General features: G+C 35.1%; 14 protein-coding genes. 1 reads left to right on the forward strand and 13 read right to left on the reverse strand.

The features are described 5' to 3' along the window. Positions 1-56: 56 nt before the first annotated feature. The 6 genes from HM990_RS14550 to HM990_RS14575 form a co-directional block, all read right to left on the reverse strand. On the reverse strand, positions 57-893 hold the full coding sequence (locus tag HM990_RS14550; protein WP_178989731.1) for a leucine-rich repeat domain-containing protein: 837 nt from the start codon (positions 891-893) through the stop codon (positions 57-59). 130 nt (positions 894-1,023) lie between these two features. Continuing rightward, positions 1,024-1,206 carry a CPXCG motif-containing cysteine-rich protein gene (locus tag HM990_RS14555; RefSeq protein ID WP_178989733.1) on the reverse strand — a complete coding sequence of 61 codons (183 nt, stop codon included), beginning with the start codon at positions 1,204-1,206 and terminating at the stop codon, positions 1,024-1,026. A 12-nt stretch (positions 1,207-1,218) separates the two neighbouring features. After that, on the reverse strand, positions 1,219-2,538 hold the full coding sequence (locus HM990_RS14560) for a TolC family protein (RefSeq protein ID WP_178989735.1): 1,320 nt from the start codon (positions 2,536-2,538) through the stop codon (positions 1,219-1,221). Beyond that, positions 2,528-5,728 carry an efflux RND transporter permease subunit gene (locus HM990_RS14565; protein WP_178989737.1) on the reverse strand — a complete coding sequence of 1,067 codons (3,201 nt, stop codon included), beginning with the start codon at positions 5,726-5,728 and terminating at the stop codon, positions 2,528-2,530. The genes HM990_RS14560 and HM990_RS14565 overlap by 11 nt, the downstream gene beginning before the upstream one ends. Further along, positions 5,728-6,864 carry an efflux RND transporter periplasmic adaptor subunit gene (locus HM990_RS14570; RefSeq protein ID WP_178992008.1) on the reverse strand — a complete coding sequence of 379 codons (1,137 nt, stop codon included), beginning with the start codon at positions 6,862-6,864 and terminating at the stop codon, positions 5,728-5,730. Before HM990_RS14570 ends, HM990_RS14565 begins: the two co-directional genes overlap by 1 nt. A 65-nt stretch (positions 6,865-6,929) precedes the next feature. After that, complete coding sequence (locus HM990_RS14575; protein WP_178989739.1) at positions 6,930-8,840, reverse strand: ABC-F family ATP-binding cassette domain-containing protein; 1,911 nt, start codon at positions 8,838-8,840, stop codon at positions 6,930-6,932. Positions 8,841-8,924: 84 nt separating this feature from the next. Here HM990_RS14575 and HM990_RS14580 point away from each other — a divergent pair, with 84 nt between their 5' ends. Then, positions 8,925-9,326, forward strand: coding sequence for a DUF983 domain-containing protein (locus tag HM990_RS14580; RefSeq protein WP_178989741.1), 402 nt, complete (start codon positions 8,925-8,927; stop codon positions 9,324-9,326). A 78-nt stretch (positions 9,327-9,404) separates the two neighbouring features. Here HM990_RS14580 and HM990_RS14585 read toward each other — a convergent pair whose 3' ends face one another. The 7 genes from HM990_RS14585 to topA form a co-directional block, all read right to left on the reverse strand. Beyond that, a complete protein-coding gene (locus tag HM990_RS14585) occupies positions 9,405-10,460 on the reverse strand; it encodes an NAD(P)/FAD-dependent oxidoreductase (RefSeq protein ID WP_178989743.1) in 1,056 nt (351 codons plus the stop codon). Positions 10,461-10,608: 148 nt separating this feature from the next. After that, positions 10,609-11,520, reverse strand: coding sequence for a type IX secretion system ring subunit PorN/GldN (porN, locus tag HM990_RS14590; RefSeq protein WP_178989745.1), 912 nt, complete (start codon positions 11,518-11,520; stop codon positions 10,609-10,611). Positions 11,521-11,579: 59 nt separating this feature from the next. Further along, positions 11,580-13,154, reverse strand: a complete 1,575-nt coding sequence (gene porM / locus HM990_RS14595) for a type IX secretion system motor protein PorM/GldM (RefSeq protein ID WP_178989747.1) — start codon at positions 13,152-13,154, stop codon at positions 11,580-11,582. A gap of 45 nt (positions 13,155-13,199) precedes the next feature. Beyond that, positions 13,200-13,829 carry a type IX secretion system motor protein PorL/GldL gene (gene porL / locus HM990_RS14600; RefSeq protein WP_178989749.1) on the reverse strand — a complete coding sequence of 210 codons (630 nt, stop codon included), beginning with the start codon at positions 13,827-13,829 and terminating at the stop codon, positions 13,200-13,202. Positions 13,830-13,915: 86 nt separating this feature from the next. Beyond that, complete coding sequence (gene porK / locus HM990_RS14605) at positions 13,916-15,265, reverse strand: type IX secretion system lipoprotein PorK/GldK (protein WP_449489503.1); 1,350 nt, start codon at positions 15,263-15,265, stop codon at positions 13,916-13,918. A 165-nt stretch (positions 15,266-15,430) separates the two neighbouring features. Then, entirely contained in the window at positions 15,431-16,597 is a 1,167-nt protein-coding gene (locus HM990_RS14610; protein ID WP_178989753.1) for a formimidoylglutamase, read from the reverse strand. 6 nt (positions 16,598-16,603) lie between these two features. After that, a complete protein-coding gene (gene topA, locus HM990_RS14615) occupies positions 16,604-19,135 on the reverse strand; it encodes a type I DNA topoisomerase (protein ID WP_178989755.1) in 2,532 nt (843 codons plus the stop codon). Positions 19,136-19,269 lie beyond the last annotated feature (134 nt).

A 19,269-nucleotide genomic window follows, 5' to 3' on the forward strand; every position in this document is an offset into this window, starting at 1 on the left:
AAAAATAACGCTCAAAATAAATTTAAGCGTTATTCCTAAATAATTATGGCAAGAAATTAATCTTCTTCACTATCTAAAGTTACCAAGGCGCCCTTCAAATTTGCTTCGTCTAAATCGAAATCAACGATATTAGGAAGATTTTCTTTTAAAACCGCATAGTTTCCTTTAAACTGATTATTGCTTAATAGTAATGTTTTCAGACTTTTTAATTCGACAAGCACACCTGGTAAATTTCCATAAAAGGCATTATTTGATAGAACCAATTCTTCTAATTGTGTTAATTCGCCTATTGACGACGGAATTGCACCGATTAAATTATTATCAAAAACACTTAATACCTTTAATACCTTTAAATTAGATAAACTGGATGGTAATTTTCCCATCAATTGATTACTGCTTAATATTAAATTTTCTAGTTTAGTTAGGTTTCCTATTGACGAAGGAATCTGACCAAAAAAATCATTATTAAATAATTCTAAAGATTTCAGATTGGTTAAATTCCCAATATCTGTAGGTATTGCTCCACTAAAGCTATTAGAAAATAATTTTAAAACCTCTAAGTTAGATAAGTTGACTACAGTACTTGGCAACTCTCCTTCCAAATTATTGAAAGATAAATTAAGAACTTTTAAATGTGTGAAATTTGAAATGGATTCCGAAAGACTCCCTTTTAAGCCATTAAAACTTAAATTTATGGCAACCACGTTCTCATCTTCTAAGGTGATTCCATACCAATTTGAAACCGGTTGCTCTAAATCCCAACGATGATTCCAAGTTTCCCCATTAGTAGCATTGTATAAATCCGTAAGTGCTGCTTTTTGTTCAGGCGAAACTTCTGCAAATGAGAGTACTGAGATTAAACAGAATAGTAGTGTTATTTTTAGTGTCTTCATAACTAGTAGATTTTTGTGGAGGGACAATAACACAACGAATATAATCACATTGACTACCAACTGCAACTTTTTTCGATGAAATACATGGTGAAAAAATACAAAATTCTAATATTCAGAATTTTAAAGCGTTTTACTGTTCTATGTTTTCTGCTTGAAAATTGACAATTTCTTGATGTTCTACCGCAATAGAAACTTGAATAGGATTACAGCAAATTTCACAATCTTCAATATAGTTTTGATGATTTTGGGAAACATCTACGAGCATTGAAATCTGCTCCCAGCAGTATGGACATTGAAAGAAGTATTCTTCCATGATAATTATCTTTTATAGTTCAACATTTAATAACTCACCACTTATTTGAAGAAGTGTCAATTCTGCCAATTTAGCATCGTACTTCGCCTGATTCCTACTTAATTCTGCATTCAACAGATTGAGTTGTGCTTGCCTAAATTCTATAGAAGTTACTTGTCCTATTTTGAATTTTTCTTCCGTGCGCTCAAAATTATTCTGTGCTGTTTTTATATTATCTTCCTGTACCTGAAAAATCAAAAGCTTATTCTGATAATCATCCCAAGAATTATTGAAATTACGCTCAATATCAAGTATTAATTGCTCTCGCTGTAACTGTTGATTTTCGAGAGCTATTTTGGAGTTTTTCACCTGTGTAATGGTACTACCGCCATCAAACAGATTCCATGTAAGATTCAAACCTCCAGAGATTCCTGAAGTGGTACTCTGTACGGTAAAAGCCAATGGATTGTCCGTTGAAGATTCGTTCCAACCATAAGATCCAACTAAGCCTATGGCAGGTAAATATTGCGCTCTATTTGTTTTTATATTAAATTGGCTAATGGCTATATTTCTTTCTGCTTGAAGTAATGATACATTGTTAGCCTTTGTTTTTTCTAAAAGCTCAGCTTTATTGGGTTGTATCAAAAATGACACTTCAGTATCCACGTCAAAGGTTTCTAAATAAGAATTACCCATAACAACATTTAAATCCCGTTTGGTATTTTTGAGCTGTTGTCTAATGTTAATGATATTTATACTATCGTTATTGATATCTACCTCAGCATTTAGAACTTCCAACTTGGTACTTTGACCGTAATCAAACTGATAACCCGCTCTGATAAGTCGATCTTTTGAAATAGCAATAGTTTCTTCTAAAGCCTCTGAATTTTCTGAGAGCTGTGCAATGCTATAATAGATTGAAAACAGCTGAATCATTGTGTTCTCAATGGTTTCACGAGCTTCTAATTCTGAGAGTTGATATTGCTCTTTCAAGCGTCTGTAATTATACAATCGTCCCAAACCATCAAATAAGGTGTAGTTAAGATTGATGGATGCGTTGTAACGACGGGTTTCAACACCTTCAGCAATCACTGGGTTTCCTTCAGCACGTTGCCCTTCAGAATCTTGGAGGTCGATGGTCCCGCCAGCAAGACCAGTTAGTGACGGAAGATATCCCGAATTTAAAATATCCTTGTTATTTTCAGCTACCTCAACTGTATTATCCGCTATTTTAATTCCATAATTATGTTCTAAGGCAAGGGTTATAGCTTCATCAGTTGATAATACCTTTTGCGCATTAACAACTATACCCAAGGTTATGAAAACATATGTAATAAAAATTCTAATGCTCATCTGCTTCTTTTTGTTCTTTTATAGCGCGCTCTACTTCTTCTTTAGTAACCTTATTTCCTGTTGCTAACCATTTACTGTTCATTTTGATACTATTGCTAAATGATAAGAATAGAGGTAAAACCAATAAGGTTAAAATGGTAGCATAAGCAATTCCGAAGGAAATAGAAATGGCCATAGGTTTTAAAAATTGAGCTTGTCTGCTTTTTTCCAATAACAAAGGCGCTAAACCTGCAATTGTTGTTAATGACGTTAAGAAAATAGCTCTAAATCTTGATTTTCCGGCTTCAGAAAGTGCCAAGTCAAAATTCATCCCTTCTTTCAGGTTACTGTTAAACTTTCCTATTAATACCAATCCATCGTTGACCATAATTCCTATTAAAGCGATAATACCTAAAAGTGATAAAATGTTAACCTGAAAATCAAGTAACCAATGTCCCCAAGCTACAGCTGTTAAACTAAATGGGATTAAAAGTATCAATAAAAATGGCTGTGAATAACTTCTAAAGGTAAACGCTATAGTAATATATATTAACAATAAGATTATAGGACCAGCAACTCTCAATGAACTTGTTAATTTTCCAGCTTCACGGTTCTGACCTTCAAAAGAGGCATTAATGGTAGGATACTTAGATTGTAACTCTGGAATAAAAACAGTTCTTATATCATCTATAATATCTGTATTACTAGTACTAGGATCTTTTAAATCCGCATAAACCTGAATTTCCCGCTTACCTTCCAAATGATTGATGGCCACATCGCCTCTTGCAATACTGTAAGTGGCAATATCCTTTAGCGTAACACGTTCGCCTGTTGGTGTAACGATACGCATGGCATCTAAATCGTTGATTGAGCTTCTATTGTTCTTGTCATAACGCACCCAAACTTTAATTTCGTCTTGACCTCTTTGAAAACGTTGAGCTTGAGCTCCAAAAAATCCTGAGCGCACTTGGGTCATTACGGTTCTTAAATCCAATCCTAATAAGTAGGCACTTTCCTTAAGCTCTAGCTTAATTTCCTTTATACCTGCAGGATCATTATCTCCAATATCCTTAAGCAATGGATTGGATTCCATATACTTTTTCAATTCTAATTTAGACGCCTTTAGTTCTTCAATATTATTACTCAATAAGGAAACTGAAACAGGACTTCCTCCAAAATTTCCTCCCGAACCATAAATCAACCGTTCCGTACCAATTACTGGACCAACCAATTCCTCTAAACGGTTGGTTACCAAATCTGCTTTTATTTCATCTGGTCGTTCTTCACCTGGCAATAAATTAATTCTTAATCGAGCACTAGAGCTGCTGCTAATATCAACAATAGTATTTTCGAAGAGTTGTTTTCCTGTTCCCTTAAGATATTTATCGGTCAGTTCTTTATTAACAATGAATGCTTTTTCTTCAATTAAGGAAATGATAGAATCTGTTATTTTCACATTCGTTCCAGCTGGCATAACCAATTCTATGTTGGCAGTATCACTTGCAATTCTTGGGAATAAGGTGACACCAATAATGCCACCACCAAGTGAACCAAATGTTAATACCAACAAGGTTATAAAGACGCCTAACGAAAATATCTTATACTTTAAAACACGGTTTAAAACTGGTGTATATGCTTTGTCCCTTAAAAAAGTCATGAAACGGTCTCCAGACTTATTTAGACCTCTCATAAATGAGAAAAACTTATTTGAAGATTTATTATTATGTAAATCCTCTTTTTTTATTCGCAATGCTTTTGAATGTGCTAAATGGGCAGGCAAAATAATGAGTGCTTCAATTAACGAAACAGCCAAAGTCAATATCACTATAACAGCTACTTCACTAAAAAACTCACCAATTCTACTGTCTAAAAAGAAGAATAAAGAAAAAGCTAAAAGCGTAGTTATAATAGCTGAGACAACTGGTGGAATAACTTCCATTGTTCCATCAATAGCAGCTTGAATCGGTTTTTTCCCTTTTTCGTAATGCTGATAAATATTCTCGGCAATAACAATACCATCATCGACCAAAATACCGATAACGATAATCATCCCAAATAGGGATAACACATTAATGGTTACATCAAACTGACCCGCAAATATAAACATCCCTAAAAAGGAAATTGGCAACCCGAAAGCTACCCACAAGGCTAGTCTCGTGTTTAAAAAAATGGACAAAAACAACAATACCAAAAACATCCCAACAATGGCATTTTCGGTTAATAATTGGGTCCGTTGTTTTAAGGTTACCGACCTATCATTCACCACATCCAGTCGCACATTATCATACTTTTGATTGTATTCTTCTATATATTCATTGACCTTATCTGCAGAGGAAATTAAATCTTCATTGTTTGTACTTGTAATTGTAATATTGACAGCTAAATCCTTGTTAAAATAAGTCGCATTCGGTGTTTCAGAAAACCGATCTCTTACGTTTGCGATGTCTTTTAAGCGAATCACTTTTCCATCAGAAGATGCCCTTACTATAATATTTAGTAGCTCTTTGCCATAATATTCCCGGTTATTGGCTCTTATTAAATATTCTTCAGCATTGGTTTTTACGTTACCTCCTGTGACTAAAATATTGGCACTACTTACTGCGTCAGCAACTTCTGCAAAGGTTAAATTGTAAGCTAATAAATCCAATTCATTTACGGCAATTTCAATTTCTTCTTCAGGAAAACCGGAAATTTCAATTTGAGAAATGCCTTCCATAGCTCTTAAATCCGTTTCAACTTGACGTGCTAATTGTTTAAGGGTAACCAGTGGAATGTTTTTACCACTCACAGCGAATGAAATCGTTTCACGCACAGCTTCTTGTTTAGACACCACCAAAGGCTCCATACCTGTAGGAAACGATGGCACTCTATCTACTGCATTTTTTACTTCTAGCAGCATGAAGTCTATATTTTCCCCTTTTTCAATTTCGACTGTAATAGAACCACTATTTTCCTGAGATATAGAGGTTACCCTATCAACACCTTTTAAACCTTTAAGATTATCCTCGATTTGAAGCACAATCCCTTCTTCTATCTCTTGAGGCGATGCGCCAGGATAGGTAATATTTACATTGATAATCTTGGATTCTGTTAGCGGAAAGAAAGATGACTTTAAAGATAAAGCACCGATAATACCAAAGACAAAAAAGCCAATGATAATTACATTTACAGCAACATGATATCTGATAAAATATTCAATTATTTTTCTCATTATTGAATAGAATCATTAGTTGTTGTATTATTTTTAGCTGCTCTCACATGCATGCCAGCATAAGCACCTGGAACTGGTTTTCTTAGAATGATTGTACCGTTTGGTACATCTTTTAAAACTACTTTATCACTAGAGAAATGCGCTGGTTTTACAGCTATGACATCGAGCAAGCTATCATTTACCACATATATCTCCTCACCATCCAATAATAAGTTCCGGTCTATTTCTATGGCATTTTCTACTTTCTCTGCATTTAGATTCGCTTCAAGGTACATGCCTTCTTTAAGATCGGAATGTTTAACTTCAATGAAAGCTGTAATGGTCTGTGTTGTGGCATCAATACTTCCATTGACACGAGACACCTTGCCTTCATAGGTTTTAGTATGATCTAAGTTTGTTAGGCTGACTCGTTCACCTTCCTTTAGGACATCAGCAAACGATTTACTGATAGCGACTTCCATTTCGTAAATGGAGAGATTAATAAACTCTCCCAATTTTTGTCCATTTCTTACTAAAGTCCCTTCTGTAACCAATGCCTCAGTTAAAATTCCTGTAAATGGTGCAATGATTCTGTATTTTGTTAAGCGCTGTTCTAAGTTCTTCACATTGTAATAGGCACTAACGATTCCACGACCAGTAATAAAGTAATTCTCTTTTTCGTTTGATACTTCTGGAAGCACTGGTGTGGATTTGTTTAAATCGAAACCATTTAAATAATTTTGCCATTTTTGAAACACATCTGGAAAATCCAATCTCAAATCTGGCATTATGGCTGCAATATTGTTATACAAACTACTTTTGGCAGATTGTACACTAGCATAATACTCGGAAGCATCTAAACGAATCAAGGTTTCGCCTCTATTGAATTTTTGCCCAGGTTTAAAAAGTTTTGAACCGGTTTTAAAAATTCCTTGAACTTCAGAATATAATTCTACGCGCTGTTTGGCCGTAAGATTTCCATTGGCAGCAATGACAATTGGTATGGTTGTGTTCTGTACAGTATCTACCAATACTGTTTTTACCACTTTGGGAACAACAGGTTTTGGCTTATTCTTATTGGCGATAAGATAATTTGCAAATAAGAAAGCGCCCACAATTAGCGCGACGCCTAAAACAGATAGAATAATTTTTCTCAACATAATGGGATGGTCAGTAAATTGCAAATTTACCTATATCCTTATGCTAAGGCGTTAAAATAATCTTAATTGTTAATCGAATCTAATTGCCCTTGAACATCTTCCCAGTCTTCCATGAGTTTTCCTAAAGATTTTTTCTTTTTCTGATAGCCATCAAAAAATTTAGGATCGGAAGCTGTTTTATCATAATCGGTTGCCAACTTTACATCATCTGACTTAATGTCTTTTTCAAGTTGATTAATTTTGGATTCGATATTACTCAATTTGTTGTTTAATGATTTCAACTTTTTCTGGTCTTCATAGCTCTGCTTATTGCTTTCTTTCGGCTTTTCCGCTACAATCGTTCGTTTTTCTGCTTCCCTTAGGTTTTCGATATTTCGTTGCTCTAGGAAAAAATCGATATCACCCAAATATTCTTTGATATTCTGGTCTTTAAATTCGTAAACCGTATCGGTTAATCCTTGAAGAAAATCCCTATCGTGAGAAACCAAAATCAAGGTACCTTCAAACTTTTTCAACGCCTCTTTTAGCACATTTTTAGACTTGATATCCAAATGGTTTGTAGGCTCATCCATAATAAGCACATTTAAGGGTTGTAGTAATAATTTCGCCAAAGCCAAACGGTTACGCTCGCCACCAGATAATACTCTAACATACTTTTCAACCTCTTCGCCTCTAAACAAAAATGAACCTAATATATCTCGGACCTTACTTCTATTAGTTTCATTAGCCGCATCGATCATTGTGTCCAAAACGGTTTTGCTTCCGTCTAAATATTCGGCTTGGTTTTGTGCAAAATATCCTATTTGAACATTGTGTCCTAAATTTAATTTCCCTTCGTGTTTGATTTCACCAACGATAATTTTAGCCAATGTTGATTTTCCTTGTCCATTCTGACCAACAAAAGCCGTTTTTATATCTCTTGGAACAGATAAATTCACGTCGTGCAATACTTGTAGGTCACCATAAGATTTAGAGACATTCTCAAGTTCAATAACCACTTTACCTGGAGTAACAGAAACGGGAAAATTAAGATTCATCACGCTATTATCATCTTCATCAACTTCAATTCTGTCAATCTTATCTAATTTTTTAATTAGCGATTGTGCCATTGTTGCCTTAGAAGCTTTGGCCCTAAACTTTTCTATAAGTTTTTCAGTTTGTTCAATCTTCTTCTCCTGATTTTTTTGAGCGGCCAGTTGTTGCACTTTCATTTCCTTTCGCAAGGCTAAAAACTGAGTGTAAGGCTTGTTGTAATCATAAATCCTTCCTAATGAAATTTCAATAGTTCGGTTAGTGACGTTGTCCAAAAACATCTTATCGTGCGATACAATGACTACGGCGCCACTGTAGCTTTTCAAGAAATTTTCTAACCAAATAATAGATTCAATATCCAAGTGGTTCGTTGGCTCATCCAAAAGTAATAAATCGTTATTCTGAAGTAGGAGTTTTGCTAATTCTATACGCATTCTCCAACCACCAGAAAACGTATCGGTCAATTTATCAAAATCCTCACGTTTAAATCCTAGACCTTGAAGGATTTTCTCGGTTTCGCCTTGATAATTGTAACCTCCTAAGATTTCGTATTGATGCTGCACATCATTCAAATCAACCATTAACTGATGGTACGCTTCACTTTCGTAATCCGTCCGTTCTGCTAATTGTGTGTTTATATGTTCTAGTTTGGCTTCACAATCTTTAATGTCCTTAAACGCTTCGTAGGATTCCTCTAAAACTGTTTTACCAAAATCGAAATCGATATCCTGTTTTAAAAACCCAATTTTTAAATCTTTGTCTGCCGCAATTTGCCCAGTATCTGCTTCTTGTTCTTTCGACAAAATTCGAAGCATCGTGGATTTCCCAGCGCCATTTTTGCCAATTAAACCGATTCTGTCACCAAGACCTAGTTTAAAGGTAATTTCCTCAAACAGATATTCTCCTTGAAACGAAATAGAAAGATTATGTATATTAAGCATATATGTGACATAAGTTACAGAACATCAAACCTAAAAAGCTATCTTTGTTCTTGATTTTAAAAGTGCAAAAGTAAGCTATTAAATATGATTAGAAAAGGAATGAAATTGTACAGTATTCTGTTTGGTGTTTGTCCAAAATGCCACCAGGAATCGATGTATGTGAATAAAAACCCTTATGTGCTTTCCAAAGTTATCAAAATGCACGACACATGTTCTCACTGCAAAACGAAATATCAAATAGAACCTTCTTTTTTCTATGGTTCTATGTACGTGAGTTATGGTGTTGGTATTGCTTTTGCAGTAGCTGCTTTTATCATTAGTTATAATATATTGGAATCTTCTTTAATTGTTGCTTTTGTTGCTATCATTGCTACCTTGATTGGGTTTATGCCTGTAATAATGCGGTTGTCCCGTAATATTTGGATTAATCTTTTTATGAGTTATGATAAAGAACTTGCTCGCAAGGGCGCAGTGAAACAAAGTTAAACTTTCAACCCTACATTCAACTATAGACTTTAGATTCTAGATTCTAGATTCTAGATTCTAGATTCTAGATTCTAGATTCTAGATTCTAGATAAAAAAAACCTATTTACATCAATTTCAGAACCTAAAGCTTCATTATTTTCTATAAAATTGTAGAGTTTCTTAGCGACATAAGGTGCAATCATAACACCTCGTGTGCCCAAACCATTTAAAACATATACATTTTTCTGTTTTGGATGTCGGCCAATTAAAGGTCGTCTATCTTTTACCGTTGGTCTTATTCCTGCGACATGATTAACGACTTCGAAATCACATTTTATGAACGATTTTACTTTTGAAAGTAATTCTTCCTTCGCGTTGTCTGTAGGTTGATTGGATTTATCCACGTTATCGTAAGTCGCGCCTACATTATACAAATCGCTTCCAAGTGGAATAACAAATACTGAAGATTTTATGGCGTAATCAATTTTTAAATTTGGTGCTTTAATAGTTAATATTTCGCCTTTAGAGCCTGTAAGTGGAATATCATTAAAATACGGATTTTGTTTGACACCAAAGCCCTCGGCAAAAATAATCTGCTTGGCTTTTATATTTTCATACTGAATTGATTCTGTTTGAAATTGAATCTCGCCGTACTCAAAACTTCGTTCTTCAAAACAATCAATTTCCTTTAAAAAAGTTTTATAATTTGAAATTAAAGTTTCAGTATCTATACGACCTGCATGCAATACCTCTCCAAAGCCATAAGGTGCATCAATTGCTGAATTCGTGTTTTTAACTAATTGTGTTGAAAGAAAGGGTTCAAGATTTGGTTTGTCTGATGACGTAAACCATTTATTTTGCTCTTGAATGGAAGTAAAGCGTCTTAAAATTCGAAGTTTATGGTCGATTTTAATGTTTAATTCGTTTTCAATTTTAGCATAAACGGGAAGTGCTATTTCGAGTTGTTCTTTGGCTTTCCAAACTTCTGAGAAACGTTTTAGAATGACAGGATTGTAAAGTCCTGCCGCAACAATTGACGATTTCTGTGAATTGTTATCGAATACCACAAATGTTTTGTTCTTCGCACGCAATTCCTCACAAAATGAAATACTTGCCAATCCACAACCTACAATAATGTAATCTACTTGTTTCATTGTGGCAAAAGTAAATAAAACTTTGATTCAAAGGATTCTGAAATGTTAATCACGTACGAAAATAATTTGAAGAGATTCCTGGCTCTGTAAAAATGCAAAACGCCCACTTAATAAGTGAGCGTTTCTATTATTATTTATGTAAAGTTAATTAGTAACTCCACATATCTTGTTCAAAGTTTCTGATTTTGTCTTTGATACGTTCTGATTCTAAAAGCTGCATTAATGCATTTTCAGCTACATATTCCTTCACTTCTCTATCACCATAAACATTTTCTTCTTTGTAGATAATTCCACTAAAGCGTCTGCTGTTTAATAAATGATCGAAAGACAATGGTACAGCACTGTTCTTATTGTTAAATGCTTTAGCCTCATGCATGATATCTCTTATTTCTGGAAAAAACACCCAAAATAAACCGATTGGCTCTTTGTTAGCCTCATCATCAGAGTCAATAAAGTTTACATCTGGAGCTGCTGGTGCAATACCCAAGATCCGATACTTTAATTCTCCTTGGCGCTTATCAAAATACCAAAGGCCCTTAACTAAATAAGAATTGATATCAGCTGGTCCAATCTCTCTACGGATGACGTACTCCTCAGGAACTAAAGACGTATCAGAAACACCTTCTGCGTTCATCCAATCAATTCCTACATCTGTAATCTCTTCCTTCCTTAATGAAGGAGCCAAGTCTTCCATGGTACGTTCTTCCGTAAAATAGGAATCTGCATATACCTTCGGAATTATTCCATTATTAACATTTTCCATTAAGACCATATACAATGACTTTCTGTCGTCACCTAAATTATCTTCAATTGGAAAATATAAAGGGAAGTTTGCACGTTCGTCCAAAACAATCTTTTCCCAAGTCATTTTAGAAAATAAGATATCTCGATCTCCAACATATCCATATTCTAAAGGCTTGTCGTTATCTAGAAGTAACTGTGCTTCAGTTTTCATACCAATTTCTTCTGGTATTTTAGCATTTAGGATATTAGCTTGGGCAAACATAGTATTTGCTGCTAAAACTCCTATTCCTATACATAAAAAGCTTTTTAAATTCATCTTATAATTTGTTATAATTTGGGATTTTCTTTTTTTGATACTGTCGTAGTAATCAACAATTAGTTGGTGACTTCAACAGCTACAGGCGAAACTCCTTTTAATCGATATTTCGCATTACCTTGTATTTTAGCTTCAATATCAAATATCGTAACTACATCTCCACTACGTGCTCTACCAATAGCTGATCTTGCTTGGCTGTTCATTTTAGTGCCAGCAACAGCAACTGTAGGTTGTCCAGGTACTTTTATTTTAAAAGATGTCACGTTTATTGGTAAATCAAATACAAAATCTTCTAATTTAGCACCAATGGTACCAATTTCTAAATTACGCTTAGGTAACTTTACAATACCATCTTGGCCTGCAATTGTACCAGTCGGTTTTGGAATATCCTTAATTCTAAAGGTTTGTTGGTCACTTGCTTTTGTACCATCGTCTAAAGTAGCAGATACATTAATAGTAACTTCTCTACCTGTTCCAGGATTCATTACATATTTTCCTGTACCTGAAGCTTTAGATAAACCTGCACCACTAGCACTAACTTTATTATCTGGCACACCAGCAAAAGATATAGTCATTGGGTTAGCCACACCACGATAAACAACGTTCATCTTATCTGCAGAAATTGTTGCAGAGTTTGGTCTTGGAACCACCACATAGTTTCCTACGATAGGAATATCCAATGGTTTACCATCCTCAAGAAATGTAAATTTACCTTCAATTTTTTGTTCACCGACATTACCGACCTTAAAATCTAAACGTGCTGCTCCTGTAGAGTCTATAGCATTGGACAAATCCATCTCTTGACCTTCTACAACCAATTTTGTAGGTGTCACATTCGCATACTTCCCTAGAACAACGCGTCCCTGAAATTTTTCACCTGCAAAAAATGCCGATTTATCAGCTAATACGATTGCTTGATAGTTCTTCAAAGATGTAGCATCACTTACAAGATTTCCAAGAAAACCATTGTAAATATTAGTTTCAGTAGCTTTAACATCGTTTTGCATTGCCGTTAACTTGGTGTAAGATGCGATAGCCGGAAAGCCTTGAAAATGATAATCTAACCATTTCTTTTTAGCACCTTCACTATCTACGACTGGATCTAAACTAAAGCGTCTTTCGAAACTTTCTATGACTGGCTGCCATTTACCCTCATTCGGTAAAACAGCTTTGATATCAGCCTTGTATTTCTCAATTGCCTCTACAATTTCGTCACCTCTTTTAGTATAACGGTCTCCTGTAAACCAAAGCTCATCAAGTTTATCACCTTTATCCATCTCTTCGTAAGGTAATTCTCCGTTCTCTTCTCTTTCGTAACCTCCGTTTTTAACGATATCCTTTGCTTTAACAGTTTCTAAAAATTTATAGAATTCATCAGAAATAATACTGATCTGTTTTGCTTTCTGATTCGCTGCTGCAAAATTTTCTGGCTTTTCTTCTGCCTGAGATTCCAATTGATTCAAAATCCCTGTATTGGATGATGTTGCCAATTCATTTGCGTTAACGAATTTTGTGTTCATTAAGCCAAATGCAGATAATACTTCTTTTGACATGGTCATTGCGATCATGGCAATGAATACCAAATACATTAGGTTAATCATTTTTTGCCTTGCGGACTGTTTTCCTCCTGCCATTTCTAATTAGTTTTTAATGTTAATTAATTTGATTTTAAAAACCAATTAGTTTTTGTTCATTGCAGATAACATACCACCATATACACCGTTTAATGATGATAGATTAGACGCTAAGGATTGCATTTGTTCTTTTAATTTAGTAGCATTTTCAACTGCTTCTTCGTTAATAGCTGCTTGACGGTTGGCACTTTCCATTTGTACCTTATAAAGGCTATTTAAAGATTCCATCTGAGCTGCTGCTAAAGACATTTCTTCGCTATATTTCTTTTGAGCTTGGATACCATCAACTGTCGGAGAAATGCCTTTGGCAGCACCTTCAAAGTTCTTGATACTATCTCCTAAGCTTGCCATAAGTGCTCCATCAATTTTAGCTTCCTTTAATAGGTTGTCTAATTTTTTGGATAATAAACCTTCTGCATCTTTAGGTGCCTCAACTTTTTTCTTACCTAAAGTTTGACCTCCAGCTAATTCAGGATACACTAATGACCAATCTAAGTCATCGCCTTGTTTTTCGAATGCTGATATCGTAAATACAATAGCTTCAACAATCATACCTATGGTAAGAATTAATGATCCATAAGGCCAGTGTTGAATTTTGAATAATGCTCCAATAATTACAATTGCAGCTCCTAGTCCATAGACCATATTCATTGATGATAATTTCTTTTTTGCCATGATTTTAATTTTTTTGTTTTCAAATGAGCTTTTGGTTAAGTTATGCTCATTTAGGATTAATATTTAGTTTAAGTTAAGTTTAATTTTTAGTTAGTTGCCGAATTTGGTCTAGTAACTTCAGTTCCCATATAATCTTGAACTGTTCTAAAACCAATGTAGCTTCTTGCAGAATCCGCATATTCATAATCCCTAGAACTCACTTGCAAGAAATAGGCAACATCTTTCCAAGACCCTCCTCTTACCACTTTACGTGTATTGTTAGGATCATTTACATTTGGATTAATGCTGGACATATATTCATAAGATGCAGGATCGTAAGAACCGTTTACCCATTCCGAAACGTTACCTGCCATATTATATAAGTTGAAATCATTTGGGTCATAAGCATCTGCTTCCACAGTATACAACGCTTGATCTGCGGCATAATCACCTCTTAATGGTTTAAAGTTAGCCATAAAACAACCTCTGTCATTTTTTGTATAAGGACCTCCCCAAGGATATGATGCACCTTGCAGACCGCCTCTTGCTGCATATTCCCATTCTGCTTCAGAAGGTAATCTGTATGAGTTTACTGCATGTCTTCCTCTTTTCTTTCTGTCAGCATTGTGATATAAAGTTCTCCATTGACAGAAGGCTTGCGCTTGTTTCCACGATACACCAACTACTGGATATGCACCATAAGCATCATGCCAAAAATAATCGTTATGCATTGGTTCATTATAAGAATAAGCAAAATCCCTAATCCAAGCGGTTGTATCTGGATATACTTCAACTTCTTGCTGAATAATAACTTCAGAACGCTTTAAACCTCTGTTTTTAGCAGCCTTTGCGATGTCCATATAGGTATATTGGAATTTGAATTGCTTCACATCCCAAGTACGCTGTCCATTATAGGATTCTTCTAATGGTAAATACATACCATCCATAACTTCAGCATACAATTCATCTGGATAATCATCGGTGTCAAAGTACAAATCAACATCACGATTAATTTTTCTTTGCTCGTTACCATAGGTATTTACCATGTAACTCTCATAAGCATTGAGATTATTTGGATCTGAATCTACATAAGCAAATTCTCCAATATCTCCACTGCCTGCTGTTTTTCCTTCTAAGTCAGCCATTTCAGCCAACTTTAGTCTTAGCGTGGAATCTCTTACCCATTCAACAAATTGACGATACTCGCTATTTGTAATTTCTGTTTCGTCCATATAGAACGCACGAACTGTTGCTGTCTTTGTGGGTGCATCTTGTACACCAGCTAAATCATCATCGGATTTACCCATAATAAAAGCTCCGCCAGGCACTAATGTCATCCCATAGGGCTTTTCTGGATGCCATTTCTTACCCTTAACACCTACCAATTGTCCCCGATCTCCGGAATTACAACTGGCGACCATAACTAGTACTGCGGTTAGTAAAATAAACTTCTTAATATTCATAGTAACTCTAGGTTAAATTAGTCCTTATTAATTTTGAGGACGTAAACATATTTATATATTTCCGAATAAACAACTTTTTTTATCTTTTTTTTACACTTTACCCTAATAAAGTGCATTTCATCGATAAAAAAAACGTTAAAATCCGATTAAGCGCACATTTTAGAAGCTGTTCTTCCTATAGGCTTTATACCAGCGTTCTGGTATTTCACCTTGGGTTGCATGCACATAATCGGAATGCATGCATGGTAATAACGTATGCTTTTTTAATTTATTATTAACGTTTGGCAAAAAAGGAATTTCAATCCACCAACGTCCTGTCTTCAAACTCTTATAAAAAATTAACTCGTCATCTTCAACCAATACATTATACTTTTGGTATTGTTTTTCGTTATTAAACTCATCATCTTTAACACGGCAATTAACGCCTTCAACAAAATACCATATCATTTGTGCCACCAACATTGAAGTTGCACTATCGTTTTTCGAAACGTTATATTCATAGATACCAAAAGACGATACCTTATTACTTATACCTGCATATCTACTTATGGCACAAATCTCTTTTCCCGAAAAACCATTTGGAGAATACTTTTGAGCATCGCTTACCTCAGCCGCTCTTACCGATTTTAAATCTACCGATACCACATGTGCATCTCGCATTAATGGTTCTACCTTATTAATGTCTCCAGAAATCTCTCCTAAACGATAGGCCTCAAAATACAACTTTTCAATGAGATCTATTTCTTCTTGAGAGTTAAAATACGTTTGGTAACCAATTGTAGAATAATTAAATAGGTTATAAGGTTCCTCTACAATCACTTTTCCTACGTAACTATTGTTCTTTATAGGAAGATTGGCATCGCCTAAATCAAAATTGGTATCTACACTTACAATATTTACCATAGGTAAAAGAGAATCGTAAGCACGATAATTAGCATAAGTTAAATCTTGACTGCCACCTAATATAATAGGAATGATATTTTTTTCAACTAAAACCGTTATGGCTGTACGAATAGCAAAATAAGTATCTTCTACAGTTTCTCCTTGTTCAATATCACCAAGATCTGCTAAAGTAGTATGCCAATTACCAGGAAATAATGTATAAAGGGTTTTACGGATGGTATCGAAATTAATTTTTGCTCCTATATAATTAACGTCATTTCTATTTTCTTGAACGCCGATAATTGCCATTTGGACGTCTTCCAAATCTGGAATTCCATTTTGACGCGAATGAATTTTAATCTTTTTCCCTAACGATTGTTGCGCCGTTAGTTCATTATGAGCCAAGACCGCATCTGATACAGGCGTGAGAAAATTAAAATTCATAGGATACTATTTCTTTTTAGTTGTAGTTTTCTTTTTGGCCGTCGTTTTTTTCTTAGTGGCTTTCTTTTTTGTTGCCTTTTTCTTAGGCGCATTTTTTTCGAGCAAGTCGAGTGCTTTTTCCAAGGTCATTTTACTAACATCTACTGTTTTGGCTAACTCCACTTTTTGTTTGCCTTTGATAATATTGTGCCTTCCCCATCTTGCCTTCTCTACTCTTACGCCTTCGTCCTCCCAATTATGGATAACTTTGTCAATTTCCTTCTGAATCTTCTCTTCGATCAAAGTAACAATGTCTTCTTCAGACAAATTATCCCAATCGTACTTTTTATTAACGTTTATAAACATATTGTTCCATTTAATAAATGGTCCAAAACGCCCTTTTCCTTTTGTAACTTCTAAATCTTTATACATATATATAGGAGCATCTGCTTTTTCCTTCTCCTTAATATATACTAATGCTTCATCCATCTCTACACTTAAGGGATCCACACCCTTCGGAAGTGAGACAAACTTTTTACCAAATCGTACATAGGGTCCAAAACGTCCATTATTAACTTCTACCTCTTCATCTTTGTAATGCCCTAAAGCTTTTGGAAGTTTAAATAAATCCATCGCTTCTTCATAAGTAATGGAATTAAGCTGTTGGTCTGGAGACAAGCTGGCAAACTTTGGCTTCTCTTCATCTTCCATGGTTCCTACTTGTACCATTGGTCCAAATTTCCCTAGACGCACACTCACTTGGCGACCCGATTTTGGATCTGTGCCCAAAACTCGCTCTCCAGATTCGCGTTCTGCATTCTCTTGAACATCTTCGACCTGCGGATGAAACCCTTTATAGAAATCTTTCATCATTTCTCGCCAATCTTCCTTGCCTTCAGCAATATCATCGAACTTATCCTCTACTTTAGCTGTAAAGTTGTAATCTAAAATACTTTCAAAATGATTGACCAAAAAATCAGTAACAATCATCCCTATATCTGTAGGTACTAATTTTCCTTTATTTGAACCTGTTTGTTCAGAAAGTGTATTATCCTTTATCTTCTGATCATCAAAAACGAGTTGCTTATATTTTCTTTCGTCTCCTTCATGTGTGCCTTTTTCCACATAATTCCGATTCTGAATCGTAGAAATTGTTGGTGCATACGTTGACGGACGACCAATACCTAATTCTTCTAACTGCTTCACCAAAGACGCTTCCGTAAATCTTGCTGGTGGACGCGTAAAACGCTCGGTTGCCGTGATGTACTTATTCTGAAGTGCTTCACCTATTTTCAAATCTGGTAAAATTCCTTCCTGTTCTGCATCTTCATCATCAGTTCCTTCTAAATAAACCTTAAGAAAACCTTCAAAAGTGATGATTTCACCATTGGCTGTAAATTGCTCACTAATCTTATTTTTAGAATTAATCTGAATTTTAAGATTGGTACGTTCTAATTTGGCATCACTCATTTGAGACGCAATGGCACGTTTCCATATTAAATCGTATAACCTAGCTTGGTCACGTTCCGCGTTCACTGTATGATTTGAAAAATCTGTAGGTCTTATCGCTTCGTGAGCTTCCTGAGCACCTTTCGATTTTCCTTTATAATTCTTTGGATTACTAAATTTTGAACCATAAGCAGAAATAATTTCATTCTCTGCACCTTTTTTAGCCTCATCAGATAAGTTGACGCTATCTGTTCTCATATAAGTAATAAGACCAGCCTCATACAAACGCTGCGCATTGGTCATGGTTCTGCTCACTGAAAACCCTAGTTTACGTGACGCTTCTTGTTGAAGTGTTGATGTGGTAAATGGTGCAGCAGGCGATTTTTTTGCCGGTTTTTTCTGTAAGTCCGAAACTTCGTAAGATGCGCCAATATTATCGTTTAGAAATTTTAACGCTTCTTTTTCAGAATCAAAATTCTTTGGCAGTTTCGCTTTGAATGAATTTCCATCTTCATTAGTAAATTCTGCATCAACTCTGTAAGACGCCGTTGCTTCAAATGCGTGTACATGGCGTTCGCGCTCAACAATTAAACGCACGGAAACGGATTGTACACGCCCAGCAGATAGACCACCTTTTACTTTTCGCCATAAAACAGGAGACAATTCATAACCCACAATACGGTCTAGAACACGTCTTGCTTGTTGTGCATCTACCAAATTATAATCGATACTTCTTGGGTTTTCGATCGCTTTGTTTATGGCAGATTTTGTAATCTCGTGGAATACAATACGCTTTGTTTTATTCTTATCTAATTTTAATGTCTCGGCTAAATGCCAAGCTATCGCTTCTCCTTCTCGATCTTCATCACTCGCCAACCAAACAATGTCTGCCTTCTTTGCTAAATCCCTCAGCTTTTTAACGACATCTTTCTTATCTTTCGACACTTGATACTTTGGCTCAAAATCTCCCTCAACATCTACACCTAATTCCTTAGATGGCAGATCGGCAATGTGCCCAAAACTGGACTCCACCTTATAATCCTTTCCTAAAAATTTCTCAATGGTTTTAGCCTTTGCAGGTGACTCAACAATTACTAGATTCTTCGACATTCTTAATTTTTTGCGTTTACAAATGTATATGAAAATTAAGATACAATCCTAATTTGGTCGTAAATACGACGCGTTTTATCGTGATTTATTCACTATATATAATGGAAAAAGCCCTACGAATTGTAAGGCTTCTA

This window comes from Winogradskyella schleiferi, from assembly GCF_013394655.1.
GTDB lineage: Bacteria > Bacteroidota > Bacteroidia > Flavobacteriales > Flavobacteriaceae > Winogradskyella > Winogradskyella schleiferi.

Excerpts from the sequence above, each read along its gene's own strand:
- HM990_RS14575 (WP_178989739.1), bottom strand. The coding sequence starts at position 8,840 with ATGCTTAATATACATAATCTTTCTATTTCGTTTCAAGGAGAATATCTG.
- porL (WP_178989749.1), bottom strand. The coding sequence starts at position 13,829 with ATGGCAAAAAAGAAATTATCATCAATGAATATGGTCTATGGACTAGGA.
- HM990_RS14610 (WP_178989753.1), bottom strand. The coding sequence starts at position 16,597 with ATGAATTTTAATTTTCTCACGCCTGTATCAGATGCGGTCTTGGCTCAT.
- porM (WP_178989747.1), bottom strand. The coding sequence starts at position 13,154 with ATGGCAGGAGGAAAACAGTCCGCAAGGCAAAAAATGATTAACCTAATG.
- HM990_RS14580 (WP_178989741.1), top strand. The coding sequence starts at position 8,925 with ATGATTAGAAAAGGAATGAAATTGTACAGTATTCTGTTTGGTGTTTGT.
- HM990_RS14585 (WP_178989743.1), bottom strand. The coding sequence starts at position 10,460 with ATGAAACAAGTAGATTACATTATTGTAGGTTGTGGATTGGCAAGTATT.
- porN (WP_178989745.1), bottom strand. The coding sequence starts at position 11,520 with ATGAATTTAAAAAGCTTTTTATGTATAGGAATAGGAGTTTTAGCAGCA.
- HM990_RS14565 (WP_178989737.1), bottom strand. The coding sequence starts at position 5,728 with ATGAGAAAAATAATTGAATATTTTATCAGATATCATGTTGCTGTAAAT.
- topA (WP_178989755.1), bottom strand. The coding sequence starts at position 19,135 with ATGTCGAAGAATCTAGTAATTGTTGAGTCACCTGCAAAGGCTAAAACC.
- HM990_RS14555 (WP_178989733.1), bottom strand. The coding sequence starts at position 1,206 with ATGGAAGAATACTTCTTTCAATGTCCATACTGCTGGGAGCAGATTTCA.
- HM990_RS14560 (WP_178989735.1), bottom strand. The coding sequence starts at position 2,538 with ATGAGCATTAGAATTTTTATTACATATGTTTTCATAACCTTGGGTATA.
- HM990_RS14550 (WP_178989731.1), bottom strand. The coding sequence starts at position 893 with ATGAAGACACTAAAAATAACACTACTATTCTGTTTAATCTCAGTACTC.